We start from the raw sequence: 16,571 nt of genomic DNA, 5'->3' as shown, positions 1-16,571 counted from the left end.
GCAGCTCGGCGTCTCTACGGATCATTCACCGTCGTTCAAAACACCCTTTGAGATCCTCAATCAAACCCGGCCCGGTCGGCACCCAGCCCAACCGTTCACGGGTTTTGCTGCTATGGCTCGCCATGTCTCGCCCGACAAAGCTCGACAGCCAGCCGAACCTTGCCATCGCCTCGTCCGCCGGCACCGACACAACGGGCAGTTCCAGGCCTTCACCCAGGGCTTCGGCGATGAGGTGGAAGGGGACGTGGCTTTCGGCGGCCGCGTGATAGCGAGCGCCCGGTTGGTGTTTGTCCAGCGCGAGTCGGTACAGCTGAGCAGTGTCTGAAATGTGCGCGGCGGACCAGCGATTCCGGCCTTCATCGACGTAAGCCGAGACGCCTGTTGACACCGTGCGCGTCCTGTAGGACCGGCTTCAGCCGGGAAGGCGTCGCAAGTCACGCTGCGAGATTGGTGGCGTACGCATTGGCCTCTTCCCGGCTGAAGCCGGTCCTACTGACACCCCGCGCGTCCCGTAGGACTGGCTTTAGCCGGGAAGGCGTAAGCAGTGGCGCTGCTAACTGAGGGCGTTCAGACCGGCTCGGAAGGGCTGGCCGCTCCGGGCGCGGATTCGGTTGTGGCTTCAGCGCTGGATTCAGCATTAGCCTCAGCCAGCTTCAACCGATCGGCCTTGCTGACGTAGGTGTCTTTGTTCTTCGGCGCCAGTTTGGCACTCGCCTTTTTTGCGTTGGCTCTGAGTATCTGGTTAAGTTTCTTGCGACGGTTCATGCCTGTTTACCCGGTGTGCAGAGGCTGGACGGTGAAAAGGCAGGCAGTGAATCAGATCGCCGCTCAATCTGCCACATGCGTCGGGCACTATTGCCCCTAACGGGCATGAAGCGTCACTGCATTCCGACCCTTTTCATTCAAGAAGAAACCGCAGAGAACCACGATGGATCTTGAAGACAGCTCGAACGTGACAACCGTGCAGGCGCTGGAAGCAATTTATGGCCCGATCGCGCCGCCGTCGCTGGTCAAAGAAGTCGACCACATTCATCCGGTTTACCGGCCGTTCATCGAAGCGGCGTCCTTTCTGATTCTCGCCTCGTCGGGGCCTGGGGGACTGGATGCTTCGCCCCGGGGCGATCAGCCAGGCTTTGTGCACATCGAAGACAGCAAAACGCTGTATTTGCCGGACCGACGCGGCAACAACCGCATCGACACCCTGCGCAACATCGTCGAAGACCCGCGGGTCGCGCTGCTGTTTCTCGTACCGGGCGTCGGCGAAACCCTGCGCGTCAACGGCACGGCGCAGATCTCCATCGCGCCCGACCTGTTGGAGCGTTTTGCCGTGGACGGAAAGCCGCCGAAATCGGTGCTGCGCATCAACGTCACCAGCGTGTATTTCCAGTGCAGCCGGGCGGTGATCAGGGCAGGGCTGTGGGATGCGTCAAAGCAGGTACCGCGCAGCGCACTGCCGACGGCGGGGCAGATTCTCAAAGAGGTGTCCCAAGCGGCCATCGACGGCGAAGCGTATGACAAAGCGCTGCCGGGCCGGATCGCCGACACGCTGTATTAAATAATCCGTTCCGATCCACGCCAGCGGTGCGCCATCAGACTCGCCCGGGGGATGGCTCGCGAATGGGTTGCGCCTTACCATTGATGCCCGTCTTCGATCAAAGCGACGCCTTGCCGTGAACATTAATTTCGACCTCAATGACCTCCAGGCTTTTCGCGCAGTGGTTGAAAACCAGGGATTTCGCCGGGCCGCCGAGTCCATCCGCATCACCCAGTCGGCCCTGAGCCGCCGCATCGAAAAGCTCGAGTCCGCCCTGGGGGTCAAGCTGTTTGAGCGGACCACGCGAAAGGTCTCGTTGACCAACGTCGGGCGGGCGTTTCTGCCTCAGGTCGAACGTCTGCTGGATGACCTGGATCTGGCCCTGCTCAGCATCGGCGATGGCGGCGCGAACCGCCGGGGCACGTTGACCGTGGCCTGCGTGCCTTCAGCGGCCTACTACTTCTTGCCCCATGCGATACGCAGCTTTCACGGGCAATACCCGCTGATGAAGATCAGACTGATCGACGTGTCGGCCAATGAGGTGAGTGCGGCGGTGGCTGCTGGCGAGGCCGATTTCGGAGTGAGTTTCACCGGCAACCTCGCGCCGGAAATCGAGTTCAGCCCGCTGCTCGAAGAGCACTACGTCGTTGCCTGCCGCCGCGACCATCCGCTGGCGACCCTCGACGCCGTCACTTGGGCTCAGGCGTGCGAGCACGACTGCATCACGCTGGACAAATCTTCGGGCAATCGCCTGGTGCTGGATCGCGCGCTTTCCGGGCTGCAGCCGGGCAAGCACAGCGTCTGCGAAGCACGCCACGTGACCACGGTGCTGGGGCTGGTCGAGGCGGGGCTTGGCATTGCGGTGGTTCCGTCCATTGCCATGCCGATCTCCGCCCACCCGATTCTGGCGAAAGTGCGGCTGGTGGAGCCGGAGGTGGTCAGGCAGATGGGGGTGCTGAAACGCCGCGGACGCACATTGACGCCCGCGGCACTGGCGCTGGAGCAGCGCATTCGCGCGCTGCCCGGGACGTTAACGCGGGACTGAGTCCAGGCCGGTTTCGCGAATGCTGGCCTGGGCGTCGGGGGACGACAAAAACTTCAGCAGCTCCTTCGCTTCAACGGGGTGATCGGCATTTTTCGGAATGCCGGCGGCATAGCGGGTCACCGACTGCACGTCTTCCGGGATCTTGCCGACGAAAGTGACCCCCGGGATCGGCAACAGCTCGGCGACCTGCTGGAAGCCGAGCTGATAGTCACCCTTGGCCACAACGGAGGCCACCGGAATGCGTTCGATCATCTTGCTTTTGGGCGCCATCTGCGGCTGAACGCCGAGTTTCTTGAACAACTCTTTCTCGATGTAGACGCCGCTTGCGCTGTCTGAATAGGCCACTGAACTGGCCGCCAGCAAGGTGTCTTTCAGCTCCGCCTCCGTGGTGATGGCAGGTTTGTCTGCGCCGGCCTTAACCACCATGCCGATGCGCGAGTCCGCCAGTTCGACACGCGAGGCGGCGTCAACCTTGCCTTGCTTGATTAAGTCATCCAGGGCGTAGCCCACCATGATCACCACGTCGGCGTGCTCGCCGCGACTCAACCGGTTGGGGATGGCCTCCGCCGCTTTGCCCATCGACGGGCCGAGTACCGTTTTCAGCGTGTTACCGCTGTGCTCGGCGTATTGCGGTCCCAGGTGTTGATAGGCGGCAGTGAAGCCGCCCGAGGTCATGACGGTCAGCTCTTCGGCGTGCACGAGGTTGCCGTAGGCGCAGAGAGTCAGCGCCATAACGCAGAGGGGTTTTACTACGGAGTTCATGACAGGGTCCTTCAAGCAGTGGCAAGTGACTGAGTGGCGAGACGGCGGTACAGCACCAGCGTCGCGGTAAAGGCGCACAGGGCGGCGAAGATCATCCAGTAGGCCGGCGCTGCCTTGTCGCCGGTCAGGTGAATGAGCCAGGTGGAAACAGCCGGCGTGAAGCCGCCGAAGATCGCCGTCGCCAAGCTGTAGGCGAGGGAGAAACCGGCCACGCGCACCTCGACGGGCATCATTTCGGTGAGGGCGGGAATCATTGCGCCGTTGTAAATGCCGTAGAGAAATGAAAACCACAGCAGCACTTCGAGCATGTGGGCAAAGGTCGGCGCCTGGGCCAGAAATGACAGCGCCGGATACGCCGTGACCAGCGTCAGCAATGACATCGCCAGTAGCAGCGGCTTGCGCCCCAGGCGGTCGCTCAGCGCGCCGCCGATGGGCAGCCAGCAGAAGTTCGACACGCCCACCAGCAGGGTCACGATCAGCGCATCGCTGGTGCTGAGCTGCAGAACCGAGCGGCCGAACGTCGGGGCGTAAACGGTGATCATGTAAAATGCGGTGGTGGTCATCGCCACCATCAACATGCCGAGGATGACAACACTGGCGTTGCCGAGCAGTGTTGCGAACACTTCCTTCATCGTCGGGCGGTGTTTGCGCGTGGTGAACTCAGCGGTTTCTTCGAGGCTGCGGCGCAGCAGGAAGATGAACGGGATGATCAGGCAGCCGACGGCAAATGGAATGCGCCAGCCCCACGCCGACAGCTCGGCCGGGGCCAGCCATTGATTGAGGCCGTAACCCAGGGCGGCGGCGACAACGATGGCCACCTGCTGACTGGCTGATTGCCAACTGGCGTAGAAACCTTTGCGCCCCGGCGTTGCCATTTCGGCGAGATAGACGGACACGCCGCCCATCTCTGCGCCTGCGGAGAATCCCTGCAGCAGCCTCCCGAGCAAGACCAGCGCCGGTGCCCACAGGCCGATCGTGGCGTAACCCGGCACCAGGACAATCAGCAAGGTGCCACTGGCCATGATCGCGAGGGTTACGATCAGGCCGCGGCGGCGCCCGACATCATCGATGTACGCGCCCAGCAGCACAGCGCCCAGTGGCCGCATCAGAAAACCTGCGCCGAAGACAGCGAAGGTCATCATCAACGAGGCGAACTCGTTGCCGGCGGGAAAGAAGGCGGAGGCGATCTGGGTGGCGTAGAAGCCGAAGAGGAAGAAGTCGAACTGTTCAAGAAAGTTTCCGGAGGTGACCCGGAAGACCATTCCTGCCCTGGACTTCCCGGAGGAGGTCTGGCTTGGCGGCTGATGCATATTGTTCTCCAGCGTTTTTTTTGAGTTTGTAAGCGCTTGTAACTGGAGATTCTGTGGCAATTTTCAGACGACGATAATCGTTATTTTTTCATCCTTTGATGCATGGATCAGATCAATCCTGAGGCGGCAGGGGGTGCTCCAGGTCATGAAATTGTCGGCAGCCGTGAGCCACGGCCACCGACAGCAACCACTAGCGGGCCTGGGTGCCTTTCAGCATCAGCGCTTCAACATCGGGCTGAACCTGGTTCACCGCCCCCAGGTATTCGATCAGCTCGGCTGCCCGACTGCCGCGCAATCCTGCGGTGGTCAGGGACTTGTCGCGCACGTAGGTGTAGAGCCCGGAGACGGCGAACGTCTTGAGCTGGGCAATGTGCTTCGACTGCTCAGGCAAGGTGTTCTGGAATACGTCACTCTGGAAAAAACGACGACGCGCCAGCGGCGAGGTAAACGCGATTTCCAGCACGGCCAATTCCGCGCGCGCCTTGTTGGCGAAGTGCGCAACGTTCGGCGCAGGTGGGTGCTGGCCATCGTTTTCGAAAGGCTCGCACAGGTGCAGACAGACTTTAACTACCCCTTCAGCGCTTGCCAGAAGCGGGCCCAGGTTCGACTTCAAGTAGGCATGCAACTGCGGCAGTGTTTCGCGGGGACTGAAGTGCACGTGAATGCGGTCGAAGGTGTCGGTGCCGTTGAAGCGCTCATCCTCCAGCGCGTTGGTCAGGGTCAGCGAGCCTTGGGGCAGGGCGTAGGCCAGGGTTTCGTCGAACATGTTCTGCTCGTCCGAAAACAGGATCGGGCTGGCTTCCTGAAACTGCTTCTGGTCCGCAGCGGATTCAAAACCGATCTCCACCCCACCGTCCAGTTCGTAATCCTGAATCTCGCTGATGCCATCGGCAAGGGGCCAGAGGTGCGCATCCTGCTGCCGGGAGAAATGGTGCTGGATGTACAAGCCCAGGCCAGGCAGTCGCGAGCACAGCGGGCCATGGACATCGCGCCAGTAGTGGGCGAATACATCATGGGGCACGCGCTCCCGGCGTTTCACGGTGGTGTAGCTGTTGATCTCGATCATGGGGCACCTGTCAGTCGGGAAATGTTCAGTCGTAGTGATCGGATGCAGGTGCCGCTGCAGGGTTCAACGTTTCTACACGGCGTCGTCGTTCGCCGTTTGGGTGACGTGAATGTCCGTCAGCCCGAGCTGGCCGGCCAGCTCGATGATCTCATCTGGCAGGGCATCGGCATTGGGCATGATCAAGCTGTTTTCGCTGTCGCCGAAATGCAGCTCAAGCAGGTGCATCGCGGCTTCGCTCACCGACAGCTCAGGCTGATTCAGCTCGAAGCGGTGGTGGCGGGGTTGGTCTTTGAAGCGATAGTCGACTGAGAAGAGGGGCATGGAAGTCTCCATAAATGAAAAAAACGCGGATTGGGTTATTTACCGTTTTGTTTGTGCCTGACGTACATCACCGCTGTGCCACTGGACGCCGGTCTGCCCTGCAGCTCGAACGCTTGCGGGTAGCCCTTGATCAGGTCGCTGAGCTTTTTGTAGCCGTGGGTGCGCGGGTCGAATTCCGGCCGCAGTTTGGTGATGTTGGTGCCCAGGGCGCCGAGCTGGACCCAGCCGTCTTCGTCGGCGATGTCGTCGAGGATTTTCGCGATAAATCCGATAGGTGCTTTGGGACGTTTCGGGGTTTCTGCCGCTGCGGGCTTCGCCACATCTGACTGCGCGGGGGCATCGAGGGTTTGCTCTGCGCTGGCGGCGGCGATTACCTCTTCGCGCAGCAGTTCGATGTAGATGAATTTGTCGCAGGCCGCCACGAACGGCCTGGGCGTTTTCTCTTCTCCAAAGCCGATCACGGTCAGGCCCTCTTCGCGCAATCGCGAGGCCAGGCGGGTGAAATCGCTGTCGCTGGAGACCAGACAAAAGCCGTCGAAGCGCCGCGTGTAGAGCAGGTCCATGGCGTCGATGATCAGCGAGCTGTCGGTGGCGTTCTTGCCCTTGGTGTAAGCGAACTGCTGGATGGGCTGGATCGAGTGGTCCAGCAGGACCTTTTTCCAGCCGCCGAGCTGCGGCCCGGTCCAGTCGCCATAGATGCGCTTGACGCTGGCGACGCCATATTTGGCGATTTCTTCGAACAAGCCTTCGACGATGGCGGCGGGGGCGTTGTCTGCATCAATGAGAACGGCGAGGTGCTTTTGAGCGTGGCTGGAGGGATTCGTGGCCATGGATCTTCCTTGGCAGGGGAAAGCCCACACCATACCGCCAAATTCTCACTGCCAACAGGCAACGAGTGCCGTCTTCTGCGACTGGTTTTTCAATTCAGCCAGCCGCTGCCGACATCGGCTTATCCCGGTACGGGGGTGGGCAAGTCTGCGCCGCTGTGCCAGGCGTGGAGGTTGGCCATGACCAGATCGGACATCGCCTGCCGGGTGTCCCACGTGGCGCTGGCCATGTGCGGGGTGAGCAAGACGTTGTCCAGATCAAGCAGCGCAGCGGCGGGGTGCGGCTCGTTTTCGTAGACGTCCAGTGCCGCGCCCGCCAGACGACCCTCGGCGAGGGCTTGGGCGAGGGCATTTTCATCAACCACGCTGCCACGGCCGACATTGATCAGATACCCCTTCGGACCCAAGGCTTCGAGCACCTCCGCATCCACCAGATGGTGGGTGCTGGCGCCGCCGCCGACCGCGACCACGAGGAAATCCACCGCTGCGGCCAGTTCTACCGCCGACGCGTAATACGTGAACTCGACGTCCTGAGGCCGTCGCCCGGTGTAGGCGATCGACATGTCAAAACCCTGGGCCCGGCGGGCGATGGCGGCCCCAATACGGCCCAGACCAATGATGCCCAATCGCGCCCGGCTGACTTTGCGACTGAAGGCGATGGGGCCGCTTGCCCAGGCGCCCGAGCGAGTGAAACGGTCGGCCCCGCGCAGGTTGCGGGCGATGCCCAGCATCAAGGCGATGGCGAAATCCGCCACGTCCTCGGTGAGTACGTCGGGGGTGTGGGTGACACGAATGCCCCGATCACGGGCCGCCGCCATGTCGACGCCGTCGTAGCCCACGCCGAACACGACGATGACTTCCAGCGCAGGCAGGCTGTCGATCAACTGACGGCTGACCGTGGATTCACCATTAGCGACCATGGCGCGGATGTCGGCGGTGGATTGGCCGACGCCAGTGCCGTCCTGATCGGCTTCCACCACGTCGTAGGTCGCGTTCAGCGCGTCGTTGAGCATGGCCGGCAAGCGGGCGATTTTAAGGAGCCTTGGCTTCATCTAGACCTCTTGGGACAGGGGCAGCAGCGGGAGCTGTTGCGCGGGCGGTGACGGGTGCGGCACGGGGCGCCCGGGCCAGAAACAGCCCCAGCACACCGCCGGCCAACAAGGCTGCGGAAACCAGCAACAGCGCGTAGTCGTAACTCTGCGTGGCGTCCTTGATCCAGCCCATGACGGGCGGCAGGCCAAGGCCGGCGATGTTGGCGATGGAGTTGATCAGCGCGATGGACGCCGCGGCCGCAGCACCCGAGAGGTATTCGGTCGTCGTCGCCCAGAACACCGGCGTGGCCGCCCAGTTCAGGCCGACCGCCACCACCAGCAATCCGTACGCCAGCCACGGGTTGCTGGTCCACACCGCCAGCGCCAGCAACACGCCGGCGGCCATCAACGGCAGCGCAAGGTGCCAGCCGCGTTCGCCTTTGCGGTCGGAATGGGTGCCATTGAAGTACATGAACACGCAGGCAAACAGGAACGGCAGCGCCGACATCACGCTGACGGTGAAAGACTCCTGGCCCGACACCGACTTGACGATCAGCGGTAGAAACAGCGTGATGCCGATGGTGCCGAACGCCTGCAACAGCCAGAACAGACTCAGCAGCCAGACCTGACGGCTGCGAAACGCAGTCTGCCAGGCGGCATGGTGGGAAATCGGCGAGTTCGCCTGTTCAGCCGCGATGGTGCGGCTCAGCCATTCCTTCTGATCAGCCTGCAGCCAGTGTGTGCTTTGCGGCGAATCCGGCAGGTAACGCAACACGACGATGCCGAGGATCACCGCCGGCAGGCCTTCCAGCAGAAACAGCCAGCGCCAGCCGCTGACGCCGAAATACCCGTCCAGGTGCAGAAACGCCCCCGACAGCGGCAAGCCAATCACTGACGCCAGGGCGGCGCCGATGTAGAAGAACGACATGGCTTTGGCCCGATCGGTCTTCGGGTACCACTGCGACAGGTAATAAATGATGCCCGGGGTAAAACCCGCCTCGGCGGCGCCCAGCAGCAGGCGCATGCCGTACAGCTGATTCGCGCTCTGCACGAACGCCATGCCCGCGGCGACGATGCCCCAGGTGATCATGATCCGCGCAATCCAGCGCCGCGCGCCGACCCGCGTGAGGATGACGCTGCTGGGGACTTCAAGAAGGATGTAGGTCAGAAAGAAAAGCCCCACGCCGATGCCGTACATGCGTGCGGTTAGGCCCAGCTCGGCATTCATCTGCAATGCGGCAACGGAAATGTTCGACTTGTCGATGTACGCGACCATGTACAGCAGCATTAGGAAGGGGATCAACTTGAGGTTGAGGCGCTTCATGGTGCTGGCGTGCAGGCCCGAATCCAGAGATGGCGTGGGCATGGGACTTCCTGTTGTTTTTATAAAGGGAGCTGATAGGGAGCACTGGCGTCCACCATAGACGACATGTCCTGATACCTCAATATGTGATTGCCAGTCCCACATAGTGGGATTTTTCGAGGTGAGGCTGACTCGAGATCTCGAGCCACGCCCAAAACGTGCGGGAGTGAGCTCGCTCACGAAGGGGCCGGGACATTTGGCCACTTTCTCCGCGGACTGAAGATGGCCTTCGCGAGCAAGCTCGCTCCCACGGGATCGAGGAACGGCTCGAGATTTCGAGTGATGGGCAAGGCGTGTGGGAGTGCTTCCACGGGATCGCGGAACGGCTTGAGCTTTCGAGTCATGGGCAAGAGGTGCGGGAGTGCTCCGACGGGATCGCGGGACGGCTTGAGATTTTAAGCAATGCGCAGGACGTGTGGGAGTGAGCTTGCTCACGAAGACGGCATTTCAGCCGCTGAAGATTTATCGGTTGTTGAGGGCGTTCTTGCCCAGGAAGCGATCGGGGTGATCCGCAGCGGGCAAGCGACACGTGTCGTAACGGCCAAACAGCTGGTAGCGGTTCAGCGCGATCTTGTCGTACAGCCAGTCCCGTAAGACCCTCGGGAATAGCCGTGCCAGAAGCAGCCAGTGCCATCGCGCGGGCAGGTGGGCAAGGATCTTGAACATCGCGTCCGAGCGCACATAGAAGCGGTCGTTTTCCACCAGCACGATGGTGTTGAACTGATCCTGGGGCAATCCCGCCCATTTCAGCAGCGCCTGACCCTCGGGCGACTGCACGGCGGCCAGCGTCAGTCGGTGCTCGCGGTCCTGGCGGATGATGAAAGTCGCCCAGCCATTGCAGAGCTTGCAGGTGCCGTCGAACAAGACGACGGCCCGGCCGGTGGCAAGCCCGGAATGACCGTTGGGCTTCACGCGAAGCCCGTCACGGCGTGAGGAACGTAGGGCGCCTCAAGGCGTTTCACTTCGTCATCGCTGAGGACCAGCTCCAGCGCCGCGATCGCATCGTCCAGATGGTGCGGCTTGGAAGCCCCGACTATTGGCGCCGACACGCCACGCTGGGCCAACACCCACGCCAGCGCGACCTGCGCCATGGGCACGCTACGCTCGCCGGCAATCTGCTCGACCACGTCGATGACGCGACCATCCTCGGCTTCCGTCCCCTCGTAAAACGACTGGCCAGAGATGTCGGTCTTGGTGCGTTCGGTCTGCTGACCGTGGGGCCGGGTGAGTCTGCCACGGGCCATCGGGCTCCATGGCATCAGGCCGACGCCCTGATCCAGGCACAGCGGAATCATTTCGCGCTGTTCTTCGCGGTACACCAGATTGAGGTAGTTCTGCATGGACACAAAGCGGCTCCAGCCGTTGGCCGCCGCGACCTGCTGAGCCTTGGCGAACTGCCAGGCGAACATCGACGACGCGCCGATGTAGCGCGCCTTGCCGGCCCGTACCACGTCGTTCAGCGCTTCCATGGTTTCTTCGATGGGGGTGTGATAATCCCAGCGATGAATCTGGTACAGGTCGACGTAGTCGGTGCCCAGCCGCGTCAGGCTGGCGTCGATGTTGGCCATGATGGCTTTCCTCGACAGTCCCTGTTCGTTGGGCCGTTTGGAGCCTTCCCACATGTTGGCCGGAAAAAACACCTTGGTCGCGATGACGGTTTCTTCGCGACGGGTGAACTCCTTCAGCAGCTTGCCAACGATGACTTCCGAGGTGCCCGCCGAGTAGCTGTTGGCCGTGTCGAAGAAGTTGATGCCTTGCTCGACCGCGTGCCTGATGATCGGACGGCTGGCGTCCTCATCCAGCGTCCACGGGTGCGTGCCGGCGTCCGGGTCGCCAAACGTCATGCACCCCAGGCACAGCCTCGACACGTCCAGCCCCGTGGAACCCAGCTTCACAAACTTCATGCTTTCACCTCCGAAATCGTTTGATGCCGCAAACAGACGGCTCAGAGGTGCGATCACTCCCGTCCGATTAAGTTCTGAATTGCATCACCAGACCGTTCAGGCCCACCGCCAGTTGTGACAGCTCGTTGCTCGCTGCGGAAGTCTGATTGGCACCGGCAGACGTCTGCAGCGACAGGTCGCGAATGCTGGTCAGGTTGCGATCCACTTCCCGCGCGACCTGGGCCTGTTCTTCCGTGGCCGTGGCGATGCTGACGTTGCGCTCGTTGATCAGCACGATGGCGGTTTTGATATCGGCGAGGGCACGCCCGGCGGCACCGGCAACGTCCAGGCTGACCCGCGCGCGTTCGCTGCTCTGGCCCATGGCCGTGACCGCCTTGTGGGTGCCGCCCTGAATCGAGGCGATCATCTTTTCGATCTCGGCGGTGGACTGCTGGGTGCGGTGCGCCAGGGCGCGGACTTCATCGGCCACCACGGCAAAGCCGCGTCCGGCTTCGCCCGCGCGAGCGGCTTCGATGGCCGCGTTAAGGGCGAGCAGATTGGTCTGATCGGCGATACCGCGAATCACATCCAGCACGCCGCTGATGTTCTGCACCTGGCCGGCCAGCCCGTTGATTTCATCCGCAGTGGCGCCGACCGAGTCGTGCAACTCGTTGATCGCCGAAATGGTTTCGTTGACCCGCAGACGACCCTGTTCCGCCGAGTCGCTGGAATCGCGCGCCGCCGTCGAGGCCAGAGAGGCGTTATGGGCGACTTCTTCCACCGCGGCGCTCATCTGGTTGATGGCCGTAGCGGCCTGATTGATTTCGTCGTTCTGACGCTGAACCCCGCGCAGGGATTCCTCGGTCACGGCGGTCATTTCTTCGGAGGTCGAGGCCAGTTGATTGGACGAGTGGCCCAGCTCCGAGAGGGTGTGGCGCAGGTTCTGCTGCATTATCGACAGCGCTTGCAGCAGGCGACCCGGCTCATCGGAACCGTCCACCTGAATTGGCTTGCTCAAATCGTTGGCAGCAATGTTTTCCGCAACGGCCAGGGCTTTGGCGATCGGCGCCACCAGGCTGCGGGTGAACAGCGCGGCCAGGGCCAGGGTAGCGGCCAGCGCAATCACGATCGCGGCGATGATGACATTGCGGGCCTGATCGTAACTTTCCTCTGCTGCGACATCCGAGGCGTGCATTTTCTCGTTGGCCAGCTCGGCGATGGTGGCGATGTCTTTCGCGAGCGTATCGGCCGCGCGGGTCTGTTCGCCGGACGGCTCGGTCAATGAGACGATAATGTCATCGCGCTTCTGCGCCACAGCGTCGAGAAAGCGCGCGTGCACCGCGAGGTAAGCCTGCATGTCGCGCTCCATCTGCGCGTAGGCATTCAAGCCTCGCTCGCTGATCAGCAGTGATTTGAGGCGCTTTACATCATTCTCGAGATCACCGCGGCCTTGGCTGACGCGCTTCATGGCGGACTCGTTACTCGCGGCACTTTGCGCAGCACGCAGGCTGGTGTTGCCAAGACGGATGGTCAACAGGTCGTTTTTGATGTCGGCGATGGCGAGAAGGGTGGGGAGCACGTTGTCCTGCAGGGCATCCCGGGCGTCTTTGAGGCGGGAGGATTGCATCAGTGAGAACAGGCCGACGGCAGCGATCAATACGGCAAAAAAGCCGAAGCAGATCAGCGAGCGGGGGGCGATGTTGAGGCGTCTAAGGTTCATGTCGGGGCTGTCCATAGGAAGAGAGATCACCGGGATATCGACCTGAATCGGTTCAGCTTGATGACGAATTAACCTCTTTCTTGGCAGAAATGCACTGCTCGACGGTTGGGTGAGGTCGACTTGCCCCAATTGGCACCCCGGATTCGGGGTGCCAACGTCAGGGATTCAGCCTTGGGCCTGGCCTGCTGCGACCATCGCCTGCCAGGTCTGGACGCTGGGACGTTCATTCATCCGTGCGTGCCAGGCCCGCAGCGCCGTGCATTCTGCGGGCACCGCGAGATCCACCAGCGAAGCGAAGATCATTCCGCCAAAGACCGCGATATCGGCCATCGAAAACGAATCGCCGGCCACAAAGGGCTGCGTCTTCAGCACACTGTCGAAATAGCGCATGCCTCGGACCGCCTTGTCGCGCATTCGGTTGCCCCATTCGGCGTTCTGGTACAGCTCGACCTCTGGGCCAAGACCGGGCGTGCCGTGATGGAAATAAGTGCTGACCGCGTCGAGAAACTCGATCTCTGCGCGCTTGGTCATCATGTGAATGCGGCCTTTCTCCAGCGGCGTTGCGCCGGTGAGGTCGGGGCTGCCAACGAGAGCGTCCAGGTACTGGGTGATGGCGGTGCATTCGGCGATCAGCGTGCCGTCTTGCAGCTCAAGCACGGGCAACGTGCCGGAGTAATTGATGGCGAGAAACTCAGGTTTCTTGTGCTCGCCTTTCCACAGGTTTACCGATACGAATTCGATTCGCGGGAGCAGGTTTTTCTCTGCCAGGGCGATGCGCACTCTGGCCGGGTAAGGGCCATTGAACCAGTCGTGGATTTTCATCATGGGAAGAGCGGAGGTATCGGATTGCAGTATGGAGGAGGTCATAATGTGTCTGCCTGTCAGTTGGTAGGCAAACTTTGAGCGCGTTCGAAGGCGCTGTCAACCCCTACCTGTCAATTGGCAGGTTGAAGTGTTTAGGAGTAGGATGCGTCCCCTCAATCGACCCTTGGAGGAGTTCAGCGTGAGCGAAAATGCGCGCGAGGCCATTCTGGCCGCTGCGAAAACGGCGGCGCAGTTGCACGGGTACAGCGGCATCAATTTCCGCAGCATCGGCGAAACGGTCGGCATCAAAAATGCCAGCATCTACTACCACTTCCCGAGCAAGGCCGAGCTGGGCGCTGCGGTGGCGGCACGTTACTGGCAGGACACCACCAGCGCGCTTGAGGCGATCCGCGAGGCGAACCCGGACCCGCTGCGCTGCCTGGAACTGTATCCGTCGATCTTTCGCGACTCCCTGCAAAACGGCAACCGGCTGTGCCTGTCCAGCTTCATGGCGGCTGAGCACGAGGACCTGCCGGAAGAAATCCGCCGCGAGGTAAAAGCCTACGCCGATGCCAGCGTGGCCTGGCTGACCGACAGGCTGATGGAGGCGGGAGTGGGCAGCGCAGAGCAGTGCGAGCGGCGGGCGCTGGCGATATACACCGCGGTGGCCGGGGCGCAGTTGATTGCCCGCACGCGTTCGGACATCGAGCTGTTTGATGCGCTGATTCAGGACTACCGCGACGCCGGGCTGATCCCGACGGTCTCGCGCCGGTAACGTCCTGGCGATTGGCCGTGCACGCGGCGGAAGGCCACACCAAACGCCGCATCGGACAAATAGCCCAGCGACGCAGCGACTGTCGCGACACTGTCCACGCTGTCGAGCAAGCGTGTGGCCGCGACCTGCATGCGCCAGCGCGTGGCGTATTCCACCGGTGCCTGGCCCACCACGTTTTTGAACAGGGCCGCGAAGCTGGAGCGCGACAGGCACGCCAGGCTCGCCAGTTCAACCAGAGTCCATGACCTTTCCGGCGCGCGGTGAATCGCCCTCAGTACGGGGGCGATCGACGGGTGGCGCAGCCCGCCCAGCCATTTCAGCTCGGCTGCGTTGGCCGTCGAGATGTGGTGACGCAGCGCATGGATGAAGATCAGTCGGAGCAGGTCGTTGCACATGGCCTGGGCGCCCGCCAACCCTGATTGCCATTCCCGGTCCAGCTCGTCCAGCAGCCAGCCAAACGAGGTCGCGGCGCCATTTTCGGCGTGAATGATCAAAGCGGGCGGCAGGATGTCGAGCAATTCGACGGCGCCGGGGCTGACCAGCGAGACGCTGCCGCCGAGCAGCTCCACCTCATCACCGACACCGAAGCGCGCCGACTCGCCCGACGCCGAAAACACCTCGGCGGCGTCCAGCGCCTCCACCTCCGGCCCGCTCGCCAGGACGAAGGGCGTACGCGACACCACGAAGCAGTCGCCGGTGCGCAGCCGTCGGGGTGGCGCGTCGTCCATCCGCAGCCAGCATTCGCCCCGGCGCACGACGTTGAACTTCAGCTCAATAGGCCTGAAGCGCAGCGCCCAGGCGCCACCGGCCTGAAGCCGAACGGAACAGGCCGCGCGCAAACCGGCCAATGCCAGTACGTCGGAAAGAGGATCAGATTCAGGTTTTTGGATGATCACGACAGAAAACCGGATTCAGGTGACTGGTTCGTCCTGGGAGCTTAGCCAAGAATTCCCTCTCGCGATACTCATCCGGGAGAACAGCATGTCCACGCCTCAGCAACCCATCGACACACCCTTCAATGCCGCCAGCACCGCCGACGAAGTCATGGCGGGCATCGACCTCACGGGCCAGCTCGCCATCGTCACCGGCGGTCATTCCGGTCTTGGCCTCGTCACCACCCAACGTCTGGTCACCGCAGGCGCTCGGGTCATTGTTCCGGCCAGAGACCTGCAGCGCGCCCGTGTCGCGCTGGCTGCGATTGCTGGCGCCGACCTGGTCGACGTTCGCGAGATGGACCTGTTTCACCCCGATTCGGTGAGCGCCTTCAGCCGTCTAATCGTTGGGGAAGGCCAGCCCGTCGCGCTGTTGATCAACTGCGCCGGCGTGATGGCCTCGCCTCTGTCACGGGACGTCGACGGCCACGAGAGCCAGTTCGCGACCAATCACCTCGGGCACTACCGGTTGACCTGTGGGCTTTGGCCTGTGCTGGTGGCCGCCGGCGGCGCGCGGGTGATTTCGGTGTCTTCACGGGGGCACCAGATTGCCGGGATCGATTTCGATGACATCGATTTTCAGCACCGACCCTACGACAAATGGATGGCCTACGGTCAGTCCAAAACCGCCAATGCGCTGTTTGCCGTTGCCCTTGATGCCCGTGGGAAAGATCACGGCGTGCGCGGGTTTTCGCTGCATCCGGGGCAGATACTGACTGACTTGGGCCGCCACCTCAGCACCGAGGAGATCGCAGCGTTCGGCGTGCTGGACGAGCAGGGCAACCAACGGCTGGACCCTCACGCGGGGCTCAAAACAATAGAGCAGGGCGCCGCGACGGGATTGTGGTGCGCGACCAGTCCCGTGCTGGACGGCAAGGGCGGCGTGTATTGCGAAGACTGCAACATCGCCGCCCCGCATGACGCGCAAGCGGGCCGCGCCGGTGTGGCGAACTGGGCGAGCGATGCCGGACTCGCTGAACGCCTGTGGGTACTGTCTCAACAATGGACGGGACTGACCGTGCCGGAGTGATGCCATCAGTGGGACTGCGCATGCTGGGTGGGACCGGCTTTAGCCGGGAAGGCATCATTTGTCAGGCCGCAAAATTGAGGGAGTTTGCGCTGGCCTCTTCCCGGCTAAAGCCAGTCCTACAGGAAACCGCATCCAGTCAGCGGGTTTTGCGGTGATCCCACCGACACG

Annotated in this window: 18 protein-coding genes; 4 read left to right on the top strand and 14 right to left on the bottom strand. The window is 62.3% G+C overall.

Features of this window, described 5'->3' with window-relative positions; all coding sequences use genetic code 11:
- Nucleotides 1-25: 25 nt before the first annotated feature.
- A complete protein-coding gene (locus AC3ISG_RS14215; protein WP_241043515.1) occupies nt 26-388 on the bottom strand; it encodes a hypothetical protein in 363 nt (120 codons plus the stop codon).
- Between the two features lie 179 nt (nt 389-567).
- The gene (locus tag AC3ISG_RS14210; RefSeq protein WP_122534686.1) at nt 568-765 is read right to left on the bottom strand and encodes a DUF2986 domain-containing protein; all 198 of its coding nucleotides are present in this window, start codon (nt 763-765) and stop codon (nt 568-570) included.
- Nucleotides 766-928: 163 nt separating this feature from the next.
- On the opposite strand from AC3ISG_RS14210, the gene AC3ISG_RS14205 reads away from it, so the two are divergent.
- Both AC3ISG_RS14205 and AC3ISG_RS14200 read left to right on the top strand, forming a co-directional pair.
- Complete coding sequence (locus tag AC3ISG_RS14205) at nt 929-1,555, top strand: pyridoxamine 5'-phosphate oxidase family protein (RefSeq protein ID WP_122534687.1); 627 nt, start codon at nt 929-931, stop codon at nt 1,553-1,555.
- Nucleotides 1,556-1,670: 115 nt separating this feature from the next.
- Nucleotides 1,671-2,579: a LysR family transcriptional regulator gene (locus AC3ISG_RS14200; protein WP_122534688.1), complete on the top strand. Its 909-nt coding sequence runs from the start codon at nt 1,671-1,673 to the stop codon at nt 2,577-2,579.
- Here AC3ISG_RS14200 and AC3ISG_RS14195 read toward each other — a convergent pair.
- The 11 genes from AC3ISG_RS14195 to AC3ISG_RS14145 all read right to left on the bottom strand — a co-directional run bounded on the left by AC3ISG_RS14195 (nt 2,565) and on the right by AC3ISG_RS14145 (nt 13,729).
- Nucleotides 2,565-3,311 (bottom strand): substrate-binding domain-containing protein, encoded by a 747-nt coding sequence (locus AC3ISG_RS14195; RefSeq protein WP_241072748.1) that lies wholly within the window; start codon nt 3,309-3,311, stop codon nt 2,565-2,567. The two genes, AC3ISG_RS14200 and AC3ISG_RS14195, sit on opposite strands and share 15 nt — an antisense overlap.
- Nucleotides 3,312-3,352: 41 nt before the next feature.
- Nucleotides 3,353-4,651, bottom strand: a complete 1,299-nt coding sequence (locus AC3ISG_RS14190; protein WP_122623863.1) for an MFS transporter — start codon at nt 4,649-4,651, stop codon at nt 3,353-3,355.
- A 190-nt stretch (nt 4,652-4,841) separates the two neighbouring features.
- Nucleotides 4,842-5,717 carry an EthD domain-containing protein gene (locus tag AC3ISG_RS14185; RefSeq protein ID WP_489297243.1) on the bottom strand — a complete coding sequence of 292 codons (876 nt, stop codon included), beginning with the start codon at nt 5,715-5,717 and terminating at the stop codon, nt 4,842-4,844.
- Between the two features lie 72 nt (nt 5,718-5,789).
- On the bottom strand, nt 5,790-6,038 hold the full coding sequence (locus tag AC3ISG_RS14180) for a hypothetical protein (RefSeq protein ID WP_489297242.1): 249 nt from the start codon (nt 6,036-6,038) through the stop codon (nt 5,790-5,792).
- A 35-nt stretch (nt 6,039-6,073) separates the two neighbouring features.
- On the bottom strand, nt 6,074-6,868 hold the full coding sequence (locus AC3ISG_RS14175) for an NYN domain-containing protein (protein WP_489297241.1): 795 nt from the start codon (nt 6,866-6,868) through the stop codon (nt 6,074-6,076).
- Nucleotides 6,869-6,987: 119 nt separating this feature from the next.
- Nucleotides 6,988-7,917, bottom strand: a complete 930-nt coding sequence (locus tag AC3ISG_RS14170) for a 2-hydroxyacid dehydrogenase (RefSeq protein WP_489297240.1) — start codon at nt 7,915-7,917, stop codon at nt 6,988-6,990.
- Nucleotides 7,898-9,262 carry an MFS transporter gene (locus tag AC3ISG_RS14165; RefSeq protein WP_489297239.1) on the bottom strand — a complete coding sequence of 455 codons (1,365 nt, stop codon included), beginning with the start codon at nt 9,260-9,262 and terminating at the stop codon, nt 7,898-7,900. The genes AC3ISG_RS14170 and AC3ISG_RS14165 overlap by 20 nt, the downstream gene beginning before the upstream one ends.
- Nucleotides 9,263-9,721: 459 nt before the next feature.
- Nucleotides 9,722-10,171, bottom strand: a complete 450-nt coding sequence (locus tag AC3ISG_RS14160; RefSeq protein WP_489297238.1) for a thiol-disulfide oxidoreductase DCC family protein — start codon at nt 10,169-10,171, stop codon at nt 9,722-9,724.
- A complete protein-coding gene (locus AC3ISG_RS14155) occupies nt 10,168-11,163 on the bottom strand; it encodes an aldo/keto reductase (RefSeq protein ID WP_489297237.1) in 996 nt (331 codons plus the stop codon). Before AC3ISG_RS14155 ends, AC3ISG_RS14160 begins: the two co-directional genes overlap by 4 nt.
- Before the next feature lie 67 nt (nt 11,164-11,230).
- On the bottom strand, nt 11,231-12,862 hold the full coding sequence (locus AC3ISG_RS14150; RefSeq protein WP_489297236.1) for a methyl-accepting chemotaxis protein: 1,632 nt from the start codon (nt 12,860-12,862) through the stop codon (nt 11,231-11,233).
- Between the two features lie 165 nt (nt 12,863-13,027).
- Nucleotides 13,028-13,729, bottom strand: a complete 702-nt coding sequence (locus AC3ISG_RS14145) for a glutathione S-transferase (protein ID WP_489297235.1) — start codon at nt 13,727-13,729, stop codon at nt 13,028-13,030.
- Between the two features lie 136 nt (nt 13,730-13,865).
- Between AC3ISG_RS14145 and AC3ISG_RS14140 the strand changes: the two genes are divergently transcribed.
- Nucleotides 13,866-14,441 carry a TetR/AcrR family transcriptional regulator gene (locus tag AC3ISG_RS14140; protein ID WP_489297234.1) on the top strand — a complete coding sequence of 192 codons (576 nt, stop codon included), beginning with the start codon at nt 13,866-13,868 and terminating at the stop codon, nt 14,439-14,441.
- Here AC3ISG_RS14140 and AC3ISG_RS14135 read toward each other — a convergent pair.
- The gene (locus tag AC3ISG_RS14135; protein ID WP_489297233.1) at nt 14,399-15,337 is read right to left on the bottom strand and encodes an AraC family transcriptional regulator; all 939 of its coding nucleotides are present in this window, start codon (nt 15,335-15,337) and stop codon (nt 14,399-14,401) included. The genes AC3ISG_RS14140 and AC3ISG_RS14135 overlap by 43 nt on opposite strands.
- 85 nt (nt 15,338-15,422) lie before the next feature.
- Between AC3ISG_RS14135 and AC3ISG_RS14130 the strand changes: the two genes are divergently transcribed.
- The gene (locus tag AC3ISG_RS14130; RefSeq protein WP_489297232.1) at nt 15,423-16,403 is read left to right on the top strand and encodes an oxidoreductase; all 981 of its coding nucleotides are present in this window, start codon (nt 15,423-15,425) and stop codon (nt 16,401-16,403) included.
- Nucleotides 16,404-16,571 lie beyond the last annotated feature (168 nt).

The sequence above is a fragment of the Pseudomonas sp. GL_135 genome, from assembly GCF_057834665.1.
This window is presented reverse-complemented; position numbering and strand designations above follow the sequence as displayed.